This is a genomic window from Amycolatopsis pretoriensis, from assembly GCF_900107925.1.
Taxonomy (GTDB): domain Bacteria; phylum Actinomycetota; class Actinomycetes; order Mycobacteriales; family Pseudonocardiaceae; genus Amycolatopsis; species Amycolatopsis pretoriensis.
In genome coordinates, this window is record NZ_FNUJ01000003.1 from 539,920 (window position 1) to 560,746 (window position 20,827).

The following is a 20,827-nucleotide window of genomic DNA, read 5'->3' on the forward strand; positions in this document are numbered from 1 at the left end:
CGGCGGCGGTTGGCACGGTGTTCCGAGGGGTGGTGACTAGGCTCAAGGCCCGTGAAGTCCCTCGACGACGTCCTCGCCGCGCACGGTGTCGGCGTCCGCCCGCTGTACCGCGTCATCGACCTGCTGCGCACCGGCGACCACGACCTCGGCGAGCTGGTGCGGCTGTCCACCGCGCCGCGCCGCAGCGTCGAGGACGTCCTCGCCGCCCTCGGCGACGACCTGGACCGCAGCGGCGACCGGCTGCGGATCTCCCCCGGCGTCGCCGCCGCGTACCTGCAGTACAGCGCCCCCCGCTACGCGGACCCGCTCGACGAGGCCGTCGCGAACCACGAGCTGCTGCCGAAGGTCGCCGAGTGGGTGGCCGAGGTGCCGCCGCCGCTGGCCGCGCTCGACCACGTGCAGGCGACCCCGGAGACGGTGCTGCGCCGCGCGCTGTGGCTGGACGCGCGCTACGACCTCGCGTCCGCGCGGCTGCTGTTCCTCGGCGACCACGACCTGACGTCGCTGGCTCTGCGGGCGGTCTGCCCGGCGGCGTCGCTGACGGTCGTCGACCTCGACGAGCGCGTGCTGGCCTACCTCGACGACCGCGGCGGACGCGAGATCGCGACCGCGCACGCGGACCTGCGCGTCGGCCTGCCGCCGGCCGTGACCGGCGGCTTCGACCTGGTGTTCAGCGATCCGCCGTACACGCCGGAAGGCATGGGCCTGTTCGCGGCGCGCGGGGTGCAGGCGCTGCGGAACCCGAGCGAGGGACGGCTGCTGTTCGCGTACGGCTACAGCCCCCGCCACCCCGCGCTGGGCGCGCAGGTGCAGCGGTCGCTGGCCACGCTCGGGCTGACGTTCGAGGCGATCCTGCCGGACTTCAACCGCTACTTCGGCGCGCAGGCGATCGGCAGCGCGGCGGACCTGTACGTCTGCCAGCCGACGGCGAAGGCCAAGAAGGTGCGCGCCGGCAAGGCGATCTACACGCACGGGCCGCAGTCGGTGGAGGCGGCCGGGACGAAGCCGGCACTGCTGGAGAAGCTGAAGGAGATCGCGGGCGCCGGCGGGCTCGCGCTGGAGTCGCGGCCGGTCGACTGGTCGATCTCGGGGCCGGAGGGCGACGCGGTCGCGATGGACCTCTCGGCCGACCCGGGCCCGTGGCTGCTGCGCACCTTACTGGGTACGAACGCACGCCGGCTGGCGTTGCTGGTCCCGAACGCGCACCCGGACCTGGCCGACCAGGCCTCGCAGGAGGCGCTGGCGTCCCTCGTCCGGGGGAAGTACGCGCTGCGGTACCTGCGGAGCACGCCGGACAACCGGCACGCGGTGGTGGTCGCGGACGCGGTCGAGCACCAGGACGAGGTCCTGACCCGCGCCCACGCCCGCCTGGCGAACGTCTCGCTGGACGTCCCGGAAGACCTGGTGAACCTGCGCCTGGTCGACGTCCCCCGCCACCGCCTGGCCGAACTCCTCTGACACGCCGAAAGCGGCACTTTCACGTGAAAGTGCCGCTTTCGGATCGACGTGTCAGTCCGTGACGCCGTCGGCTTCCGCGGCCTTCGCCACCGCCGCCGCGACCTCGGGGGCCACGCGCGGGTCGAGCGGCGAGGGCACGATCCGGTCCGGGCCCAGGTCGTCCATCGCCACCGACACGATCGCCTCGGCGGCCGCCAGCTTCATGCCCTCGGTGATCGACCGCGCGCCGGAGTCCAGCGCGCCGCGGAACACGCCGGGGAACGCCAGCACGTTGTTGATCTGGTTCGGGAAGTCGCTGCGCCCGGTGGCCACGATCGACGCGTACCGCGCGGCCACGTCCGGGTGAACTTCCGGGTCCGGGTTGGACAGTGCGAAGACGATGCCGCCGCCCGCCATCCGGCCGAGCAGGGACTCGTCGATCGTCGCGCCGGACAGGCCGAGGAACACGTCCGCGCCCTCGAGCGCCTCCGCCAAGCCGCCCTTCAGGCCGGCCTTGTTCGTCGTCGCGGCCAGGCGTTCCTTGACCGGGTTCAGGCCGTCGCGGCCGGCGTGGATGATGCCGCGCGAGTCGAGGACGGTGACGTCGCCGATGCCGGCCTCCTGCAGGATCCGGGCGCACGCGACCCCCGCCGCGCCGGCGCCCGAGACGACGACGCGCTGGTCGGCGATCGCCCGGTCGAGGACCAGGTTGGCGCCGCGCAGGGCGGCCAGCGTGACGATCGCCGTGCCGTGCTGGTCGTCGTGCATGACCGGGCAGTCGAGCGCCTCCTTGAGCTTGTCCTCCAGCTCGAAGCACCGCGGCGCGGAGACGTCCTCCAGGTTGACGGCCCCGTAGGACGGCCGCAGCCGCACCATCGTCTCGACGATCTCGTCGACGTCGGTGGTGTCCAGCACCAGCGGGATCGAGTCGAGCCCGCCGAAGGTCTTGAACAGGACCGACTTGCCCTCCATGACCGGCAGCGACGCGCTCGCGCCGATGTCGCCGAGGCCGAGCACCGCCGTCCCGTCGCTCACCACGACGACGAGCCGGTCCGCCCACGTGTACCGCTTGGCCTTGGCGGCGTCCTCGGCGATCGCGCGGCTGACCTTCGCCACCCCCGGGGTGTACGCGATCGAAAGGTCACGCGGGCTGGAAATCGGGCGGGTGGCCGCCACCGAGAGCTTGCCGCCCTCGTGCCCGGTGAAGATCTCTTCGTCGGTGACCGGCGCTCCGGCACCGGTGGGGTCGCTCATGGGGATTCCTGTCGTCGTTTCCGTCATTCCCCCAGTGGGAATGACGGAACTCGCGGATCGGACTTGGGTCACTGGAATTTCTCCTGGGCATGCGAGCTGGGACCACGGGCTGCAGGGGAAACCGTGGTTGTGTCCCGGCACGGCAGCCCAGCGCGGTAGCGCCGGCCTGTCGGCGAGGCGTCACGTCGGCCATCGGTGCCGTGGGTCTGGCGATGGCCGCGGACGCGGCGGTCCAATCAGTGTGACAGGTCCGGTCCGGAGGGGGACCCCTCGGTGCGGCTGATGTCACATCCGCACCCCTATTCCGGCAATTGCCAAGACGTCCGTTCGGTTTTTTAGCCGCCCGATAAGGTGACGCCATGGAATTCCGCCGGCTGAGCGTCCCGGACGCCTTCGAGTTCTCCCCCCGGGCGTTCCCCGACGAGCGCGGCCTGTTCGTCGCCCCCTTCCAAGAGGACGTCCTGCGCGAAGCGACCGGGCACCCCCTGCGGCTCGCGCAGGCGAACCACAGCGTGTCCCGGCGGGGCGCGATCCGCGGCATCCACTTCGCCGACACTCCTCCCGGCCAGGCGAAGTACATCTACTGCGCGAGCGGCTCGCTGCTCGACGTCGTCGTCGACGTCCGCGTCGGCTCGCCGACCTTCGGCACCTGGGACGCCGTCCAGCTCGACTCGCGCCGGTACAACGCCGCGTACCTCGCCGAAGGCCTCGGGCACGGCTTCATCGCGCTCGAGGACGACACGGTGATGGCCTACCTGTGCTCCGAGGGCTACAACCCGACCGGCGAGCACGGCATCACCCCGCTCGACCCGGCGCTCGACCTGCCCTGGCCCGCGGACGTCGAGCTGATCCTGTCCGAGAAGGACCGCACCGCTCCGACGCTCGCCGAAGCCCTGGAGCAGGGCCTGCTGCCGTCGTACCAGGACTGCGTCGCGTACTACGACAAGCTGCGCTCCGCCCACTGATCGCCAACTGACCTCTAGCGCCGATAGGCAGCGCACATATAGTATGCACGCATGGCACTTTACGAGTACGAGCACACCGAGACGTCCACCGCTCCCGCCGCCGCGATCTGGCCGCTCTGGGCCGACACCGGCCGCTGGCCCGAGTGGGACGCGGGCGTCCGCTCGGTGGTCCTGGACGGGACGTTCACCGTGGGGACCAGCGGCACCATGACGATGGACGGGATGCCGCCGATCCCGTTCACCCTGACCGAGGTCACCGAGGGCCGCAGCTTCACCGACGAGACCCGGCTGCCCGACGCGTTCCTGCGGTTCGAGCACGTCCTGACCGACGTCGACGACGGCACGCGGATCACCTACCGCGTCACCATCGACGGGCCGGAGGGCTTCGGTCCGCAGGTCACGTCGGACACTCCCGACGCCATGCGCGCACTCGCACGGCTGGCTGAGGCATCCTCGCGGGTATGACCACCCCGACGTCCCGCCTGCCCGGCCCCGAGCGCAGCCCCGGCTTCCTGCTGTGGCGCGTGACGCTGGCCTGGCAGCGGGCGATGCGGGCCGCGCTGGCCCCGCACGACCTAACGCACGTCCAGTTCGTGCTGCTCACGACCACGTGGTGGTTCACCCGCTCGGGCGTGCCACCGACGCAGCGGCAGCTGGCCGAGCAGGCCGGCACGGACACGATGATGACCAGCCAGGTCGTCCGCAAGCTGGCCGATCGCGGCCTGCTGGCCCGCGCCGACGACCCGGCGGACGCCCGCGCGAAGCGGCTGGAGATCACACCGGCTGGCCTGGAGCTGGTCGCGAAGGCACTGAAGGACGTCGAAGCCGCCGACGCGTCCTTCTTCGTGGAGGTCGACGACGGCTTCACCGACTCGCTCGCGAAGCTCAGCCCCTGAGGTCCTCGGCCAGCACGCGCTCGATGTTGCGCTCGGCCAGCGCCGTGATCGTCACGAACGGGTTGACGCCGGTGCTGCCCGGGATGAGCGAACCGTCCGTGACGTACAGGTTGCGGTAGCCCTGCACCCGGCCGTAGTCGTCGGTCGCGTCGCCGAGCACCAGGCCGCCCAGCGGGTGGTAGGTGAAGCGGTTCTCGAACGTGCGCGTGTCGCCGAACAGGTCGTAGCGGTAGATCGTCTTGTTCGCGCGGTTGATCTTGTCGAACAGCGCTTTCGCGGCGTCGATCGACGGCTGCCCCTGCGACGCCGTCCAGTGCAGCTTCGCCGAGTCGCTCGCGGCGTCGTAGGTGAAGTGCCCGCGTTCGGGGTTCTTCGTGATCGCCAGGTACAGGCTGACCCACGTCTCGAGGCCGGCGGGCACCGGCGCGATCTCGGCGAACGCGGGGTGCACCGGGTCGGCCCAGTTGTCGATGCCGAGCGCGGGCATGCCCGACTGCAGGCTGCCGGTGGTGTCCCAGACGTGGTTCGCGCGGCCGCACATGACGTTCCCGTTCGTGCCCCAGCCCTGTCCGACCGCATCGTTCAGCTTGGGCAGCCGGCCGGTCTCGCGGGCGCGCACCAGCAACTCCGTCGAGCCGACGCTGCCGGCGCCGAGGAACAGGTACTTCGTGTTCACGTGCCGCGTACCCAGGACGGTGCCGTGCTCGTCGATCTCGCGGACGACCAGCGTGTACGTCCCGTCGGGCCGGTGGAGGATCTCGCGGACTTCGCGCAGCGTCTCGATGGTCACGTTGCCGGTGCCGAGCGCGGCGGCCAGGTAGGACCGGTCGAGCGAGCGCTTCCCGTGGTTGTTGCCGTAGATGACTTCGGACGCGTCCGCGGAGCGCGGGACTTCGCCCGCTTCTTCGCGCCGCAGGTAGTCGGTGTCGTACACGGTCGGTACGAAGGTCGTGTCGAATCCCGTCTTGCGCGCGGCCTTCCGCGAGACGCGCGCGTACTGGTACGAGCGGCACGTTTCGAACCAGTCCGGGTCGACGACGTTCACGCCGAGCTCCGCGTTCGCGCGCGGGAAGTACTTGCCGTACATCTCGCCGGCGTCGACGCGCGGCAGGATCTCCTCGAAGTACGACCGCTTCGGCGTCACGGCCATCGCGCCATTGACCAGCGATCCGCCGCCGACACCGCGGCCGAGGTACACCGCCATGTCGCCGAAGTTCACCCGGTCGAGCACGCCGGCGTACCGTCCGATGTCGCGGTTGGCCAAATCGAGCCAGAGGAACGACGCCAGCGGCGCCTCGGTGCGGTCCTTGAACCACATCGCCCGCTCGTCCGGCGCGAGCATCGAGCAGAAGACCTTGCCGTCGGCGCCGGGCGTGGTCCACAGCTTGCCCATCTCGAGCATCAGCGTCGGGATCCCGGCCTCGCCGAGCCGCAACGCCGTGACGGCGGCGCCGTAGCCGGTGCCGATGACCACCGCCGGCGCGTACTCCGGGAGCGGCGACGCGGCCGCGGGCCGCGTCGAGACCGTGGTCAGCCCGAGGGCGGCGGCGGAGTTCAGGGCGGCGAGGCCGAGGAACCGGCGGCGGGAGAAGGCAGACATGGGCCGAGCATGCCGGAGATCAGTAAACGGCGTTAACTAAATGGAACACGTTTCACCCAGTCGAGGGAAATTTCCGGCCTCCCCCTGGGGGCGATCCCGGATGTCCGCGCCGGGCGGCGCGAGCAAGCTCACCGGCATGAAACTTCTCGCACTGGGGGTGGCCGCGGTCGCCGTGGCCGCACTGGGGGTCGCGCCCGGGACGGCGTCCGCGGACGAGCTGCCGGCATTCGACTTCACCGACTGCCCGGCGCCGCCCGCGAACGCCGACCCGGGCACGTGGCGCTGCGAAGCCTTCATCTCGCAAGGAAAACTGACGATCCACGACCGGGAGGTGCCGCTCGGGGAGATGCGGCTGACCTTCAGCGAAGGCAAGGTGAACGGCCAGTACGCGCAGGTGTTCGGCACGCTGCGCCACGAGCCGGTGCGTCTGCCCGGCGTTCCCGGCGCGACGATCCAGCTGCGCTACGGCGGGTACTCCGACTTCCTGAGCACGGCCGAGCGGCGCGGAGCTCTCGACGTCTACGCCGTGGTCCAGCACCCCTTACTGCGTAAGAACTGCCGGATCGGCACCCCGGCCGAACCACTGCACACGATCGTCCACGACGACCCGGCCGTGCCGCCGCGGGTCATCTCGGACAACCCGCGAACGGCGTACTTCGGCGTCGTCGACCCGGATGTGGCCCTGCCCGCGACGACCGGCTGCGGCCCGCTGGGCAAGCTCGTCGACCACCGGCTGGGCCTGCCGTCGCCGGCCGGCGAGAACACGTTCCACCAGACGACGTACGTGCAGTACAAGCCGCTCTAACGCTTCTTCGGCGTCACCCAGATCGTGATCGTCCCGGTGACCACGGGCTTGCCGTTCGTGTCCGAAATGGTCACCGGGACGGGCAGTTCGAAGCCCTCGTCGCCGAACTCCGGCAGCTCGGGCAGCGAGGCGACCGCGCGCAGGCCCGTCTCGGCCTTGGCGACGTACTGGACGTTCATGCCCTTCGGCAGCCAGCGGTGGGTGCCGGGGACGGTCGCCTCGGCGAGCATGCCCATCGCGATCTCGGCGAGGTTGCAGGCGGCGATCGCGTGGAACGTGCGGATGTGGTTGTAGACACCCCACCACTTCGGCGCGGTGACCTCGCAGTGACCGGGCCGCAGCTCGCGCACCGACGGCAGGACCGTCCGGAAGTACGGCACGCGCACGCACATCGCGGCGCTGAACAGCTGTTTCCCGCCCGGCTTGGCGGCCAGCCTGTGCCACAGCGCGAACGTCGGCGTCTCGGACATCGGGGTCTCCTCGAACTAAGCTACTGTTCAGTAGCTAAGCAGACGACCGGCCGCCGGGCAAACCGCCGGATATATTCGCCCGTGTGGCGAACCGTCTCTTCCTCCTCCGGCACGGCCAGACCGAATGGTCGGTGAACGGGCGGCACACCGGCCGCACCGACATCCCGCTGACGCCGGCCGGCGAAGGGCAGGCGCTGGCCGCCGGCGGCACGCTCCGGAGCCTGGTCGGCGGACCGTCGCTGGTGCTGTCGAGCCCGCGGACCCGGGCGCTGCGGACGGCCGCGCTGGCCGGCCTGCGCGTCGACGAGGTCACCGAAGACCTCTCCGAATGGGACTACGGCGAATACGAAGGCATCACCACGCCGCAGATCCGCGAAACCGTGCCGGGCTGGACGGTGTGGACCCACCCGATCCCCGGCGGCGAAAGCGCTTCGCAGGTGTCCGACCGCGCGGACCGCGTGCTCGCGCGTGCCCGGCGCGACACCGAAGCCGGCGACGTGATCCTGGTCGGCCACGGGCATTTCAGCCGCGTGCTGGTGTCGCGCTGGCTCGGCCTGCCCGCGACGTCCGGCGTCCACTTCGGACTCGACGCGGCCGGCATCGCGGTGCTCGGCGACGAGCGCGGCGAACCCCAGATCGAACACCTCAACCTGCCGCCCGCCCTGGAGGACTGACGTGCCCGACGACCGCATCCGCCGGATCCGCCCCGACGACGTCGAGGCCGCCGTCGGCCTGGCGTACGCGCTGGCCGACTACGAGCGCGCCCCGGACGAGTGCCACCTGACCGCCGAGCAGCTGCACGAGGCGCTGTTCGGCGAGGCGCCGAAGCTGTTCGGGCACGTGGCCGAAGTGGACGGCGAGATCGCCGGCTTCGCGGTGTGGTTCCTCAACTACTCGACCTGGCGCGGGGTGCACGGGATCTACCTGGAGGACCTGTTCGTCCTGCCGTCGCACCGCGGGTCCGGGCTGGGCAAGGCGCTGCTCGCGGCGCTGGCCGCGGAGTGCGTCGAGAAGGGCTACGCGCGGCTCGAGTGGTCGGTGCTGGACTGGAACCCGGCGACGGAGTTCTACAAGGCACTCGGCGCGGTCCCGATGGACGAGTGGACGGTCAACCGGCTGACCGACGAGCCCCTGAAAGCGCTGGCCGCCCAGGCTTAGTCCTCTTCGTGGCCTTCGCGCTCGGCGCGGCGGCCGGCGAGACCACCGCGTTCGGCGGCTTCCGTCTCCGTCTCGCCTTCGCGCAGGCCCAGCGCCCAGGCCCGGGAGGGCCGCGAGAACAGCAGCACCAGCGTGGCGATGCCGAACAGCGCGACCGGCACGCCCCACCCCGGCTCGCCCGACGGGCCGAGCAGGTACCAGCCGAGACCGACCACGATCAGCGCGATCACCACGCCCGGCGAGCGCGCCCACGTCTGCCCGAGGACCAGCCCGGCCGAGGCGGCCAGGAAAGCCAGCGCCACCACGATGAACGTGCCCGACTCGACGTAGACGTTGTTGCCCGGCTGCGCGGGCGTGCCCAGTCCGTTCACCAGCACGACCACCCCGAACACCAGCAGGGCGAGCGACGGCACCGCGGTGACCGCGCCGGCCCAGCGGACCTCACGGGGAGCGGGCGAGAGCTTCACGGCGGGGCCTTCCGGGGGTCCTTTGCGGGAGCACAGTGGACTCGACCAGGGCGAGTCACCGTGCGTGAGCTGATTCGATCGTATGCCACCCGGTCGGCCGTTTTCCCGGGACCGCCCGGGCGCTGAGAATTCAGGAGTCGTCGATGAGCGGGCGGTCGGCCCGGGTGCACTTGTCACGACGAGCGGACACTCGCGCGTGAAGGAGGGCCGCCCGGCACAGGGTCCCGAAGGTGCTGTTCGTCAGGGTTGCGCCCGTCACCATGCGGGTCCGGAAGGTTCTCGGGCCGCCGGAAGTCACCTACCCTGCGGTGGTGCGCGCAATCCTCGTCGTGAACCCCCAGGCCACCTCGACCACCGCCGGTGGCCGGGACGTCCTGGCGCACGCCCTGGCCAGCCAGGTGAAGCTCGACGTGGTCGAAACGGACTACCGCGGCCACGCGATGGCCGTCGCGCGCTCGGCCGCGCGGGACGACATCGACCTGGTCGTGGCGCACGGCGGCGACGGCACGGTCAACGAGGTCGTCAACGGCCTGCTGGCCGACGCGGACGGCGATCCCACGCAGATCGGGCGCGTTCCCGCTCTCGGTGTCGTGCCCGGCGGTTCGGCCAACGTCTTCGCGCGCGCCCTCGGCATCTCGTCCGACCCCGTCGAAGCGACCCACCAGCTGCTGCACGCGCTGGAGAACGACCGCTCGCGCCGGGTCGGCCTCGGCCTGGCCGACGGGCACTGGTTCACCTTCAACTCCGGGCTCGGCTGGGACGCCGACGTCGTCGGCCGCGTGGCGAAGCGCCGCGGCAAGCAGACGACCGCGGGCCTCTACATGAGGGCCGCCGTCCGCTCGTACTTCCGGCCGCCGCTGGGCCGGCCCGCCCTCACCATCCGCGTCCCGGGTGAGGACCCCGTCGAGGCGCTGACCGCTTTCGTGTCCAACACCGATCCGTGGAGCTACCTGGGCGAGCGTCCGGTGCACCTCAACCCGGGTTGCTCGTTCGAGACGGGATTGGGCCTGTTCGCGTTGAACGGTCTCGGGTTGCCGACGGTGTTCAAGCATGTACGCCGCGCTTTGGCTACGAAGAGCAACCAAAAAGGGAAACGTCTCGTGCGTCACGACGACGTGCCGATGATCCGCATCGATGCAGCTGAACCGGTAAACTTCCAGGTGGACGGCGACCTCGTCGGCCAGCGGACCAGGGTGGAATTCTTCAGCGTCCCGAACGCACTCACGGTAATCGTGTGACGACGGGACCGCTGATCGCCTGCGGCAAAGTGCAATCTGCCGTTCGTCGACGCAGAACCCCCACTCACCGCATCAGCCTTCCCTTCGGGTGGCTGCTTCGGAGAGAAACCGCAGGTCAGACGTGTCGCTCGGCCGGGTGAGCTGACTCACCGATCTTCCGAAAACCCTTGTCGAAAGCGGTGCTTCGTGAAAGCATTCACAAGCACCCGAGAACACGACCGCCATTGACGACTGTGGCGCGGCCCTCCCGCGCCATGTGTAAGGAGCTCACGAACATGGACTGGCGCCACGACGCGGCCTGCCGAGACGAGGACCCCGAGCTGTTCTTCCCGGTGGGAACCAGCGGTCCGGCTCTGTCGCAGGTAGCTCAGGCGAAGGCCGTGTGCCACCGCTGCCCCTCCGCTTCCGACTGCTTGGCCTGGGCTCTGGCCAGCGGCCAGGACGCCGGCGTGTGGGGCGGCATGAGCGAGGACGAGCGACGCGCGCTCAAGCGCCGCCGTACGCACATCGGCACGCGTACCAACGCCTGACGTTTCTCAGCAACACAGTTCTAAAGCAGTACAGCTACACCAGAACCGCGGCGGAATCCTCCCGGCGGAGCACTGCTGTGCCCACTTCGTCTGGGGTGATACCTACCCGGTTCGAGCTTAACAACCGAGGCGAAACCACCTGACGACGGGTGTGCTGAAACCTCACCAGGACTTCAAGTCCTCCCGCAAAACGTTGAACGGCCCGGCACCGGGATAGTGGGTGCCGGGCCTTCAGCGTGTGTCCCTCCAAGCGATCCGCACCCGATCGCTTCCGCTGCACCGGATATGCCCGGCGGTGATCGAGTCCAAACGCGACAGTGCGGAGGCGGACCGAAAGAGCTAAAGCCGCCGCGACAGCGGGATGCGCAGAGCGGCTTCCGTCCCCGTCACGCGCGGCGAAGACGTCTCCGCGTGCACCTTCCGCAGCGAAAGCGACCCGCGCAGCTCGGACTCCACCAGCGTCCGCACGATCTGCAGGCCCAGCCCGTCCGAGCGCTCCAGCGAGAACCCCGCCGGCAGGCCGCGCCCGTTGTCGCGGATCACGACGTCCAGCCAGCGGGCCGACCGCTCCACCACCAGCTCGACCTTGCCCGACCGGCCCGCCGGGAACGCGTGCTCGACCGCGTTCTGCACCAGCTCGGCCAGGACCATTACCAGCGGCGTCGCGATCTCCGCGACCACCACCCCGAACGAGCCCTTGCGGGTCAGCCCGACCTGCGACTCCGCCGTCGCGACCTCGCCGACCATCGGCAGCACGTTGTCGAGCAGCTTGTCGAGGTCGACGCGCTCGTCCACCGAGATGGACAGCGCCTCGTGCACCAGCGCGATCGACGTCACGCGGCGCACCGACTCCGCCAGTGCGAGCCGGGCCTCCTCCGACGTCGTCCGCCGGGACTGCAGGCGCAGCAGCGCCGCCACCGTCTGCAGGTTGTTCTTCACCCGGTGGTGGATCTCACGGATCGTCGCGTCCTTCGACAGCAGCGCGCGGTCACGACGTTTGACCTCGGTGACGTCGCGGACCAGCACCAGCGCGCCCGCCGCCTGTCCGGCCGGCCGCAGCGGCAGCGCGCGGAACAGCACCACCGCGCCGCGGCGCGAATCGGCCTCCGTGCGGCTCGACGGCTTCCCGTCGAGGGCCTCGATGATCCGGTGGGACACCTCGGTCGCGTCGAACGGGTCGCGGATCAGCGACCGCGTCAGCGGCGCCAGGCGCGTGCCCACCAGGTCGGACTCGTGCCCCATCCGGTGGTACGCGGACAACCCGTTCGGGCTCGCGAACACCACGGTGCCGCTCGAGTCGAGCCGGATCAGGCCGTCACCCACCCGCGGGGACGTGTGCGTGTCAGTCGCGTTGCTGCCGTTCGGCGGGAACGTGCCGTCGACGATCATCTGGCACAGGTCGCCCGCGCTGCCCAGGTACGCGATCTCCAGCGGCGACGGCACGCGCGGCGCGGCGAGGTTCGTCTCGCGGCTCATCACGGCGATAACGGTGTCGTGGAAGCGCACCGGGATCGCCTCACGCCGCATCGGCAGGTCGCGGTACCAGTGCGGGTCCTCTTCGCGGCAGATCCGCACCTCGCGCATGGCCTTGGCCAGCTGCGGGTGCTCCTCCACCGTGAACCGCGTGCCGACGACGTCCTCCGGGTGCGCGGTCGGCGCCGTCGTCGGCCGCGCGTGCGCGACGCAGACGAAGTCGCCACCGTCGGGCTGCAGCTCCTCGGTCACCGGGACCCAGAGCAGGAAGTCCGCGAACGACAGGTCGGCCAGCAGCTGCCACTCCGCGACGACGGTCTGCAGGTGGTCCGCCGCCTCCCCGGGGAGGCCGGTGTTGTCGGCGAGCAGTTCGGCGAGCGTGGACACGGTTACTCGACCGTCCCGAGGACGTCACCCTGCTGGACCCGGTCACCCTTCGCGACGACGAGGCTGGTCAGCGTGCCCGCCTTCTCGCTCACGGCGGGCAGCTCCATCTTCATCGACTCCAGGATCAGCACGGTGTCCCCCGCGGCCAGCGCGGCGCCCGGCTCCGCGACGACCTCCAGCACGGTGCCGACCATTTCGGCCCTGATCTCGGCCATCCGGCACCCCTCCTCGCGCTCGCCCGGCCACCCCATCCAACCAGAACGGGACGTCATGACACACTTGAGAGGTTGACCAGCTTTGACGACGAGGAGTGAACATGTCGAAGCGCGCCCGCAAGCGTCGCAGCCGGAAGAAGAACGCCGCGAACCACGGCGGCAAGCCCAACTCCTGAGCCGGCGCCGGCACGCAAAAGGCCCCCGCGCACCTGCGCGGGGGCCTTCGTCGTGCTCAGGCGCTATTCGGACCGCTGCTCGAGGGTGATCTCGGTGCGTTCGACGGTGACGCCGCCGCGCGTGGCGACGGTCTGGCGGATCGACGCGCGCAGCCGGCTCTTCAGCTCGGCCGGGGCGTGGTCACCGCCGCACTTGCGGGCCAGCAGCTGCTTGATGTGCTCGTCGATGCCGTACTCCTCGAGGCACGGCGGGCAGTCCTCGATGTGGGCGCGCAGCGCGGCGTCGCGCTCGGGGCTGCACTCGCGGTCGAGGAGCAGGTAGATGTCGGCGAGTGCCTCCTCGCAGCGGACCTTGTCCGACGAGCCCTCGCACATGTCGCTCATCGCCCCGCCACCTCCTCCTGGGCACCCCGGACGAACCCGCGCTCGCGGGCGACGTCGGCGAGCAGGTCGCGCAGCTGGGCGCGGCCGCGGTGCAGGCGGGACATCACGGTGCCGATGGGCGTGTCCATGATCTCGGCGATCTCCTTGTACGCGAAGCCCTCCACGTCGGCCAGGTAGACGGCCAGCCGGAACTCCTCGGGCAGCTTCTGCAGGGCGGCCTTGACGTCGGTGTCGGGCAGGTTGTCCATCGCCTCGACCTCGGCCGAACGCAGCCCGCTGGAGGTGTGGCTCTCCGCCTTGGCGATCTGCCAGTCGGTGATCTCCTCGGTGGGCTGCTGCACCGGCTGGCGCTGCCGCTTGCGGTAACCGTTGATGTAGGTGTTGGTGAGGATGCGGTACATCCACGCCTTGAGGTTCGTGCCCGCCTTGAAGGAGGCGAAAGCCGCGTACGCCTTCAGGTAGGTCTCCTGGACCAGGTCCTCGGCATCGGCGGGGTTGCGCGTCATCCGCATCGCGGCCGAGTACAGCTGGTCGAGCAGCGGCATGGCGTCCCGCTCGAAGCGCTCGGCGCGCTCGGCTTCGGTCGCTTCTTCCGGCGCTGAGTTCTGCGTGCTCGGCAAACCGTTCCCTTCCCGCTCGGCGTCGATGCGCGTACGCGCATACGGCGGACCCGAGTTTACGCGGGGGCCGGGCACACCGCGGTTCGCCGGTGCCTCAGGGCGGCGGCGGCTGCGAGAGCGTGTGGTGGCGAGGGTTGTGGTCACGCCCCGTACAACCGATCGGGTCACGCGGGCATTCCCTAGACTCCGCCGCATGGCTGGCAAGGGCACCCCGGCGACGGCGTTGCTGGGGAAGCAGAAGGTGGCGCACGAGCTGCACGCGTACGACCACGACCCGCGCGCGGAGTCGTACGGGCTGGAGGCGGTGGAGGCGCTCGGGCTGGACCGGTCCCGCGTGTTCAAGACGCTGGTCGCGGAGGTGGACGGCCGGTTGGTGGTGGGCGTGGTCCCGGTCACGGGCCAGCTGGACTTGAAGGCGCTGGCGGCCGCGGCGGGCGGCAAGAAGGCGAAGATGGCCGACCCGGCGGCGGCGCAGCGGGCTACCGGTTACGTGCTGGGCGGGATCTCGCCGTTGGGGCACCGGAGCAGACTGCCGGTGGTGGTCGACGAGACAGCGTATTCATTCGATACAGTGTATTGCTCAGCGGGACGTCGTGGCCTGGAAGTGGAGCTGGCCCCCGCGGACCTGATCCGGCTGACCAACGCGGTCGTGGCGCCGATCGCGGCCCCCTGAGCCAGGCCGGCTCACCCGAGCAACGCCCGCAGCCAGGCGTCGCGGTGCCGGTCGAGGTGGTCGGCGCGACGGCGCCAGTGCGTGCCGTGGCCGGTGTCCCAGAGCTTCCGCCATGGCTCGGTTCCCGCCGCGCTCTGTGCGCCCAGGAAGTCGTGCATCGCACGGGCCCGCGGGCCCAGCAGGTCCACCAGCTCGTGGCGTTGGGCTTCCGTGAGGTCGTAGGCATCGGCCATCAGCCGCATGCGCCTGGCGGCTTCGGCCACCCCCGCTCCTTCGGGTAGCAGCGCGAAGCCGTTCGCGGCGTACGCCAGATCCCACAGCCGGGTCCCCGGCGCGGCGGTGTCCCAGTCGATGAACGCCCAGCGTCCCCGGCCCGCTACGAGGTTCCAGGGCGCGAGGTCGTGGTGGGCGACGATCTCGGCACCGTCCGCGGGCATCAGTACCTGCCACGCCGCGTCCGCGGGCGGGACGAAGCCGGCCACGGCGTCGTGGAAGTCCCGGACCAGCTCGCCCACAGCGACCACCGCCGCGTCGGGGAGCAGCAGGTCGACGCGACCGGGCCAGGGCACGTCGCCGTCGATGAACTCGAGCACCTCGCGCCCGCGCTCGTCGAGGCCCAGCGGCCGGGGTGCGCCGGGGAACCCCACCGAGTGCAAGTGGCCGAGCAGCGCGTGCACCGAGGGCGTCCACGGACCGGCCGGGCGCCGTACGGTGTCGCCGACCCGGACCACACCGGCGCTGACGTTGCCGCCGGTCAGCGGGATTTCCGTCACGCGTTCCTCAGGCCAGCGGGCGCAGCACCCGGGACAACCACTCGGTCGCCGCCCGGGACACCGTCTCCAGGTCCTTCGACAAGCTGTGGTCGCCGTCCACCATCACGATCTCGTGGTGCGGACCCGCGGCCGGCCGGCCGAAAGGATCCCGCTCCCCCTGCACCACCAGCACCGGCACTTCGACCGCGTCCAGCTCCGGCTGCCGCGTCTTCTCCGGCTTGCCCGGCGGGTGCTCCGGGAACGCCAGGCACAACACCGCCACCGCCTGCCCGGCCGAAGCCGTCCGGCAGGCCACCCGGGCTCCCGACGACCGGCCGCCGAACACCAGCGGCAGTGCGTCGAAACGCTCCGACAGCTCGTCGGCGACCGTCAACCACGCCGTGTCCAGCTGGTTCGCCGGGGCCGGCGCGCGGCGGCCGGCCACCCGGTACGGCTGCTCGACCAGCGCCACGTGCACCCCGGCCGCCTGCGCGGCGCGCGTCACCGCCACCAGGTCCTTCGCGCCGAGGCCGCCGCCCGCGCCGTGGCCCAGCATCAGCACCGCGTCGCCCTCCTCCGCGCAGTGCAGATACACCCGCGCGGGGCCATACGCTGTATCGACCGATACGGCCGTCATGACTTCGGCACGTCGAACAGAGCGTCCTCGTTCGCCGGGTCGACGCGCTCCAGCAGCTCGGGTCCGTTGTTGCGGACGTTGTTCACCAGCGTCGAGATGGGCCGCAGCTCCAGCGACGCCACGATGTCGTCCGGTGTCGGGACCAGCAGATCCTTGACGTCTTCGCGGTCCGGGTCGAGCCAGCCGTCCCAGTGCGAGCGGGGCACGATCAGCGGCATCCGGTGGTGGACGTCGGTCAGCTGGCCCGCCGCGTCGGTCGTGATGATCGAGAACGTGATCAGCGGCGCCGCGTCCTTGTCGTCCTTAGGGTGCCAGGTCTCCCAGATGCCGCCGAACGCGATCGAGGAGCCGTCCGGCTCCGTCATGTAGAACGGCTCCTTCTCCTTGCCGGTGCGGCGCCACTCGAACCAGCCGTCGGCGGGCACCAGGCAGCGGCGCGAGACCAGCGCGCGGCGGAAGGCCGGCTTCTCGGCCGCGGTCTCGGCGCGCGTGTTGATCATCCGCGAGCCGACCGACGGGTCCTTCGCCCAGAACGGCACCAGGCCCCACTTCATCATCCGCAGCGAACGCTCGGCGGGTTCGTCCTCGAGGACCTCGCCCTCGTCGTCACGCGGGTGCCGCTGCACGACCGTGACGACGTTCTTCGTCGGCGCGACGTTGTGGTCCGCGCGCGCGTGCCCCTCGGTGAGGTCGATCGCCTCGAACTCCTCGATCAGCTTCGCCGGGTCCTTCGTGGCGGCATAGCGGCCGCACATGGGTGCCTCCTTGCCTGCCGGATACGTCCGGGACGCCATCGTTACACGCAGGCCAGGGCCCTGGCGAGTGACGTGGGATCATTCGGGTGGCACCGGCGCACGAGAGGACGAGGGTTTGGCGCGCAACGACTGGAGCAGGCTGGACGAGTCCGACGTCCGCGTGCGTCCGGGCAAGGGCACCCGGCCCCGCAGCAAGCGCCGTCCCGAGCACGCCGACGCCGTCACCGCGATGGTCATCGGCAAGGACCGCGGCCGCTGGACCTGCGCCGTCGACGCCGATCCCGAGCGGGTGATCACCGCGATGCGGGCCCGCGAGATGGGCCGGACGCCGGTGGTCGTCGGCGACCGGGTCGGGATCGTCGGCGACGTCTCGGGCAAGCCGGACACGCTCGCCCGGATCGTCCGCGTCGACGAACGCACCAGTTCGCTGCTGCGCACGGCGGACGACACCGACCCGTACGAGCGGCTGGTCGTCGCCAACGCCGAGCGCCTGCTGATCGTCACCGCGCTCGCCGACCCGCCGCCGCGCACCGGCTTCATCGACCGCTGCCTGGTCGCCTGCTACGCGGGCGGCGTCGAGCCGGTGCTGTGCTTAACGAAGGCCGACCTGGCCAGCCCGGACGAGCTCCTGGCCGGCTACGCGGGCCTCGACATCCCGGTCATCGTCAGCCGCTACGACGAAGAGCCCGAAGGCCTCGACGAGCTGCTGAAGGACCGTGTGACGGCGTTGGTGGGTCACTCCGGTGTCGGCAAGTCGACATTGGTCAATCGCCTGGTCCCGGCCGCCGACTTGGCCGTCGGCGTGGTGAGCGGTGTCGGCAAGGGGCGCCACACGTCCGTCGCGGCGGTCGCGCTGCCGCTGCCGGACGGCGGCTGGGTGATCGACACGCCCGGCGTGCGGTCGTTCGGGCTGGCCCACGTCACCGCGGACGACATCGTCGACGCGTTCGAGGAGTTCGCCGAAGCCGCCGAGGAGTGCCCATCGGGCTGCGGGCACCTCGGGCCGCCCGAAGACCCGGACTGCGCGCTCGACGACGTCGTCACCGAAGGCCGGGCGGGCGCCGAACGGCTCGCGTCGCTGCGGCGCCTGCTGGCCTCGCGCGGCGGCCACGAAGTGACCCGGGTCACAGAGTCCTGAGACAACCGGGAACCGATTGCGGATCGTCACCGTCAGAGATGTAATCATTCGCCCGTTCGGGCGATATGCCGAGCGGAAGATCCGACTCTGAGGGGAATTCGATGCGCAAGACCACCTTGGTCGCCGCCAGCGCCGCCGTGCTGGCGCTGACGCTGACGGCGTGCAGTGGCAACTCCGGCACCGCCCAGCCGGCCGCCGCCGGCAGCCAGACCCAGGCCGAGGGCGGCAGCGGCCTCGCCTCGCCGTTCACCGACGCGATCGCGCTGGCCTCGGCGTCCAAGCAGGGCACCGAGAAGTCGAAGTCGGCGAAGTTCACCATGGAGGGCTCGGCCGCCGGCCAGACCCTCAGCGCGAGCGGCGCGATGGCCTTCGACGGCGCGAACACCAAGTTCTCGATGTCGACCACCACCGCCGGTGAGACCACCGAGATGCGCATGGTCGACAAGGTCATGTACATCAAGCTGCCCGCCGACCAGCAGAAGCAGATGGGCACCGACAAGGCGTGGGCCAAGATCTCGGCCGACGGCACGGACCCGATCTCGCAGGCGATGGGCACCGCGATGTCGCAGTCGGCGGACCAGAGCGACCCGAGCAAGATCCTGGACCAGGTCTCGAAGGCCGGCCGGATCATCTCGTCCGACCAGACCGAGCTGAACGGCGAGAAGGTCAACCACTACAAGGTGGAACTCGACGTCGCGAAGGCGATCGACCAGTTCACCGGCCAGGTCCCGGCCGCCGCGCGCGACCAGATCAACGAGAAGCTCAAGGGCAAGGACCTCAAGATCCCGGCCGAGCTGTGGCTGGACAAGGACAACCTGCCGGTGCAGGTCACCATGGACCAGGGTCCGATGATGCAGGCGCTGGGCGCGCCGGCCGGGGACGCGAAGTTCACGATGAAGTACAGCGACTGGGGCACCACGGTCGACGTGACGGCCCCGCCGGCCGACCAGGTCGTCGACTTCGGCGAGCTGATGAAGAAGGCCGGTCGCTGAGACTCTGAGTAAAAGCGGCTCCCCCGAACGGGTTCGGGGGAGCCGCTGTGTTTTTGTTGCGCCATGCGCAAAGCCGCCGCCGTGCTGGTCCTCGCCCTGTTCGCCGGCTCGTGCACGACCCCGTCACAGCCACCGGCGTTCGCCGACGCGCGGGCGCTGGCCGACGCCGCCACGGCGGCCACCACGAGCGGCGGCTCGGCGAAGTTCGGCACGGACGTCGCGGTCGGCCAGGTCCGGTCGAAGAGCCAGGGCCAGGCGAAGTTCGGCGCGGGCGGGACGACGCAGGTGCTGACCACCGACTTCATCGGCGAGCCGATGGAGCTGCGTCAGGTGGCGGGGAAGCTGTACGCGAAGGTGCCGGAGGGATCGCGCGACGAGGTCGGCACGGGCAAGCCGTGGGTGGCGGTCGCGGCGGACGGCACCGACCCGTTCTCCCAGGTGCTCGGCGGCAGCCTGGCGCAGCTGGCGGCCCAGAACGACCCGGCGCACACGCTGGGCGAGATCCGCACGGCGGGCGCGATCGTCTCGGCCGAGCGCGGGCAGCTGGACGGGGTGACGGCGGAGCACTACCGCGTCGAGCTGGACCTGGCGCGCCTGGGCGCGGACCTGCCGGCGGGTCTGCCCGCGGGCTCGCTGGGCAAGTTCCCGGTGGAGCTGTGGCTCGACGATTCGCACCGGCCGCTGCAGATCGTGCTGGACCTTTCGCCGATCCTGCAGGGTTCCGACGCCCGCATCACGACGCGGTATTCGGACTGGGGTGTGCCCGTCGACGTCCAGCCGCCACCCCCGGGTGAAGTGGGCTAGTCACGTTTCGGCTCGCGGTCTCGTCCAGGCCGTATGAGCAAGCGAGTGATGGTGATCGGGGCAACGGGCGTACTGGGTCGGCCGGCGGTGGCCCGCCTGCTGGCGGCGGGGTATTCGGTGAGCGGCTTGGCGCGGTCCGATTCACGGGTGGAGTCCGTGCGCGCGACGGGTGCGCAGCCGGTCGTGGGCGATCTGTTTTCGACGCCTTCGCTGGTGACGGCGTTGCGCGGACATGACGCGGTGCTGAACCTGGCGACGCGGATTCCGCAGAAGATGACTCGCGCGTCCGCGTGGGCGGAGAACGACCGGGTCCGGGTGGCGGGGAGCGCGGCGCTGGCGGCGGCGGTCCGGCAGGTCGACGAGGTGCGCGTCGTGGTCCAGGAGGGGATCTCGTTCGTGTACGCGGACGGGGGCGCGGCGCTCTTGGCGGAGGACGCACCGCTGCGGCCTCGCGGGGTGACGGCTTCATCGGTGACGGCGCACGCGAACGTGGCGGCTTTGGAGGACCGCACGGTGGTGCGGCTGCGGATCGGGACGCTACTGGGAACGGACGCGATGACCGCGGCGCTGCTGGCGGCGGCCCGCCGCGGAGCGCCGTTGATCATGGGATCGCGTTCAGACTGGACAACGGCGATCCACCCGAGCGATGCGGCCGCGGCGGCGGTGGCGGCTTTGGACGCGCCTTCGGGCGTTTACAACGTGGGAGCGCCGCCGGTGCTCAAGGGTGAGTTGGGGGCGGTGCTGGCCGAGGCCGCTGGGGTGCGACGGGCCCGGGCATTGCCGAAGTGGCTGGTCTCGCGGATCTCGTTGGCCGAGCCGATGGGGCGGTCGCAGCGGGTGGTTTCGGAGAAGCTGATGGATGCGACCGGATGGAAGTGCGAACGGCCGGTGCCGGGCCCGGAGTGGTTCACGGAGGACTGACGCGGCTGCTCTCGGGGCCCGCGCAAGGCCTGTTCCGCTGTCGCCGCGGCGCGGGTCTCGATCATTGATAGGGCGCCTGC

Annotated in this window: 26 protein-coding genes; 15 read left to right on the forward strand and 11 right to left on the reverse strand. The window is 70.9% G+C overall.

The features are described from left to right. The first annotated feature begins 51 nt into the window (after positions 1–51). Complete coding sequence (locus tag BLV96_RS15000; RefSeq protein WP_086675303.1) at positions 52–1,458, forward strand: bis-aminopropyl spermidine synthase family protein; 1,407 nt, start codon at positions 52–54, stop codon at positions 1,456–1,458. 51 nt (positions 1,459–1,509) lie between these two features. On the opposite strand, the gene BLV96_RS15005 is transcribed toward BLV96_RS15000, so the two are convergent. Beyond that, entirely contained in the window at positions 1,510–2,691 is a 1,182-nt protein-coding gene (locus BLV96_RS15005; RefSeq protein ID WP_086675302.1) for an NAD(P)-dependent malic enzyme, read from the reverse strand. A gap of 359 nt (positions 2,692–3,050) precedes the next feature. Here BLV96_RS15005 and BLV96_RS15010 point away from each other — a divergent pair, with 359 nt between their 5' ends. From BLV96_RS15010 to BLV96_RS15020, 3 genes are read left to right on the forward strand one after another with little or no spacing between them, the layout of a single operon-like run. Next, complete coding sequence (locus tag BLV96_RS15010) at positions 3,051–3,656, forward strand: dTDP-4-dehydrorhamnose 3,5-epimerase family protein (RefSeq protein WP_086675301.1); 606 nt, start codon at positions 3,051–3,053, stop codon at positions 3,654–3,656. Positions 3,657–3,707: 51 nt separating this feature from the next. Beyond that, complete coding sequence (locus BLV96_RS15015; protein WP_086675300.1) at positions 3,708–4,121, forward strand: SRPBCC family protein; 414 nt, start codon at positions 3,708–3,710, stop codon at positions 4,119–4,121. Further along, a complete protein-coding gene (locus BLV96_RS15020) occupies positions 4,118–4,552 on the forward strand; it encodes a MarR family winged helix-turn-helix transcriptional regulator (protein WP_086675299.1) in 435 nt (144 codons plus the stop codon). The genes BLV96_RS15015 and BLV96_RS15020 overlap by 4 nt, the downstream gene beginning before the upstream one ends. Here BLV96_RS15020 and BLV96_RS15025 read toward each other — a convergent pair. Beyond that, on the reverse strand, positions 4,542–6,152 hold the full coding sequence (locus BLV96_RS15025; protein ID WP_086675298.1) for a GMC oxidoreductase: 1,611 nt from the start codon (positions 6,150–6,152) through the stop codon (positions 4,542–4,544). The genes BLV96_RS15020 and BLV96_RS15025 overlap by 11 nt on opposite strands. Before the next feature lie 136 nt (positions 6,153–6,288). Here BLV96_RS15025 and BLV96_RS15030 point away from each other — a divergent pair, with 136 nt between their 5' ends. Then, complete coding sequence (locus BLV96_RS15030; RefSeq protein ID WP_086675313.1) at positions 6,289–6,957, forward strand: hypothetical protein; 669 nt, start codon at positions 6,289–6,291, stop codon at positions 6,955–6,957. Here the strand turns inward: BLV96_RS15030 and BLV96_RS15035 are convergent. Further along, positions 6,954–7,427: a hotdog fold domain-containing protein gene (locus BLV96_RS15035; RefSeq protein WP_086675297.1), complete on the reverse strand. Its 474-nt coding sequence runs from the start codon at positions 7,425–7,427 to the stop codon at positions 6,954–6,956. The two genes, BLV96_RS15030 and BLV96_RS15035, sit on opposite strands and share 4 nt — an antisense overlap. A gap of 83 nt (positions 7,428–7,510) precedes the next feature. Here BLV96_RS15035 and BLV96_RS15040 point away from each other — a divergent pair, with 83 nt between their 5' ends. Together BLV96_RS15040 and BLV96_RS15045 are read left to right on the forward strand one after the other, a co-directional pair. After that, the gene (locus tag BLV96_RS15040) at positions 7,511–8,101 is read left to right on the forward strand and encodes an acid phosphatase (protein WP_086675296.1); all 591 of its coding nucleotides are present in this window, start codon (positions 7,511–7,513) and stop codon (positions 8,099–8,101) included. A 1-nt stretch (position 8,102) separates the two neighbouring features. Beyond that, positions 8,103–8,585: a GNAT family N-acetyltransferase gene (locus BLV96_RS15045; RefSeq protein WP_086675295.1), complete on the forward strand. Its 483-nt coding sequence runs from the start codon at positions 8,103–8,105 to the stop codon at positions 8,583–8,585. Here BLV96_RS15045 and BLV96_RS15050 read toward each other — a convergent pair. Next, the gene (locus BLV96_RS15050; protein ID WP_086675294.1) at positions 8,582–9,052 is read right to left on the reverse strand and encodes a hypothetical protein; all 471 of its coding nucleotides are present in this window, start codon (positions 9,050–9,052) and stop codon (positions 8,582–8,584) included. The genes BLV96_RS15045 and BLV96_RS15050 overlap by 4 nt on opposite strands. A gap of 311 nt (positions 9,053–9,363) precedes the next feature. On the opposite strand from BLV96_RS15050, the gene BLV96_RS15055 reads away from it, so the two are divergent. Together BLV96_RS15055 and BLV96_RS15060 are read left to right on the forward strand one after the other, a co-directional pair. Continuing rightward, positions 9,364–10,290 carry a diacylglycerol/lipid kinase family protein gene (locus BLV96_RS15055; protein WP_086675312.1) on the forward strand — a complete coding sequence of 309 codons (927 nt, stop codon included), beginning with the start codon at positions 9,364–9,366 and terminating at the stop codon, positions 10,288–10,290. A gap of 275 nt (positions 10,291–10,565) precedes the next feature. Further along, on the forward strand, positions 10,566–10,820 hold the full coding sequence (locus tag BLV96_RS15060) for a WhiB family transcriptional regulator (RefSeq protein WP_043777259.1): 255 nt from the start codon (positions 10,566–10,568) through the stop codon (positions 10,818–10,820). Between the two features lie 339 nt (positions 10,821–11,159). On the opposite strand, the gene BLV96_RS15065 is transcribed toward BLV96_RS15060, so the two are convergent. Together BLV96_RS15065 and BLV96_RS15070 are read right to left on the reverse strand one after the other, a co-directional pair. Beyond that, positions 11,160–12,680 carry a sensor histidine kinase gene (locus tag BLV96_RS15065; protein ID WP_086675293.1) on the reverse strand — a complete coding sequence of 507 codons (1,521 nt, stop codon included), beginning with the start codon at positions 12,678–12,680 and terminating at the stop codon, positions 11,160–11,162. A gap of 2 nt (positions 12,681–12,682) precedes the next feature. Beyond that, positions 12,683–12,895, reverse strand: coding sequence for a biotin/lipoyl-binding carrier protein (locus BLV96_RS15070; RefSeq protein WP_086675292.1), 213 nt, complete (start codon positions 12,893–12,895; stop codon positions 12,683–12,685). Between the two features lie 101 nt (positions 12,896–12,996). Here BLV96_RS15070 and BLV96_RS51545 point away from each other — a divergent pair, with 101 nt between their 5' ends. After that, on the forward strand, positions 12,997–13,071 hold the full coding sequence (locus BLV96_RS51545; protein WP_370444718.1) for a 50S ribosomal protein bL37: 75 nt from the start codon (positions 12,997–12,999) through the stop codon (positions 13,069–13,071). A gap of 63 nt (positions 13,072–13,134) precedes the next feature. On the opposite strand, the gene rsrA is transcribed toward BLV96_RS51545, so the two are convergent. Beyond that, positions 13,135–13,455 (reverse strand): mycothiol system anti-sigma-R factor, encoded by a 321-nt coding sequence (rsrA, locus tag BLV96_RS15075; protein WP_086675291.1) that lies wholly within the window; start codon positions 13,453–13,455, stop codon positions 13,135–13,137. Beyond that, positions 13,452–14,075: a sigma-70 family RNA polymerase sigma factor gene (locus tag BLV96_RS15080; protein WP_086675290.1), complete on the reverse strand. Its 624-nt coding sequence runs from the start codon at positions 14,073–14,075 to the stop codon at positions 13,452–13,454. The genes rsrA and BLV96_RS15080 overlap by 4 nt, the downstream gene beginning before the upstream one ends. A gap of 193 nt (positions 14,076–14,268) precedes the next feature. Here BLV96_RS15080 and ybaK point away from each other — a divergent pair, with 193 nt between their 5' ends. Next, entirely contained in the window at positions 14,269–14,748 is a 480-nt protein-coding gene (gene ybaK, locus BLV96_RS15085; RefSeq protein ID WP_086675289.1) for a Cys-tRNA(Pro) deacylase, read from the forward strand. Between the two features lie 11 nt (positions 14,749–14,759). Here the strand turns inward: ybaK and BLV96_RS15090 are convergent, their stop codons facing one another. The 3 genes from BLV96_RS15090 to BLV96_RS15100 are packed head-to-tail and all read right to left on the reverse strand — an operon-like array spanning position 14,760 to position 16,892. Next, a complete protein-coding gene (locus BLV96_RS15090; RefSeq protein ID WP_208608231.1) occupies positions 14,760–15,521 on the reverse strand; it encodes a phosphotransferase in 762 nt (253 codons plus the stop codon). Positions 15,522–15,528: 7 nt separating this feature from the next. Beyond that, positions 15,529–16,137: an alpha/beta hydrolase family protein gene (locus BLV96_RS15095; protein WP_086675288.1), complete on the reverse strand. Its 609-nt coding sequence runs from the start codon at positions 16,135–16,137 to the stop codon at positions 15,529–15,531. Continuing rightward, the gene (locus tag BLV96_RS15100; protein ID WP_086675287.1) at positions 16,134–16,892 is read right to left on the reverse strand and encodes an SOS response-associated peptidase; all 759 of its coding nucleotides are present in this window, start codon (positions 16,890–16,892) and stop codon (positions 16,134–16,136) included. The genes BLV96_RS15095 and BLV96_RS15100 overlap by 4 nt, the downstream gene beginning before the upstream one ends. A gap of 115 nt (positions 16,893–17,007) precedes the next feature. Here BLV96_RS15100 and rsgA point away from each other — a divergent pair, with 115 nt between their 5' ends. The 4 genes from rsgA (at position 17,008) to BLV96_RS15120 (ending at position 20,747) form a co-directional block, all read left to right on the forward strand. After that, positions 17,008–18,030 carry a ribosome small subunit-dependent GTPase A gene (gene rsgA / locus BLV96_RS15105; RefSeq protein WP_086675286.1) on the forward strand — a complete coding sequence of 341 codons (1,023 nt, stop codon included), beginning with the start codon at positions 17,008–17,010 and terminating at the stop codon, positions 18,028–18,030. Positions 18,031–18,131: 101 nt separating this feature from the next. After that, positions 18,132–19,022, forward strand: a complete 891-nt coding sequence (locus BLV96_RS15110; protein WP_086675285.1) for an SCO4651 family lipoprotein — start codon at positions 18,132–18,134, stop codon at positions 19,020–19,022. Between the two features lie 63 nt (positions 19,023–19,085). Continuing rightward, complete coding sequence (locus BLV96_RS15115) at positions 19,086–19,826, forward strand: SCO4651 family lipoprotein (protein ID WP_086675284.1); 741 nt, start codon at positions 19,086–19,088, stop codon at positions 19,824–19,826. Between the two features lie 33 nt (positions 19,827–19,859). Further along, positions 19,860–20,747: an NAD-dependent epimerase/dehydratase family protein gene (locus tag BLV96_RS15120; protein ID WP_086675283.1), complete on the forward strand. Its 888-nt coding sequence runs from the start codon at positions 19,860–19,862 to the stop codon at positions 20,745–20,747. The last annotated feature ends 80 nt before the right edge of the window (positions 20,748–20,827 follow it).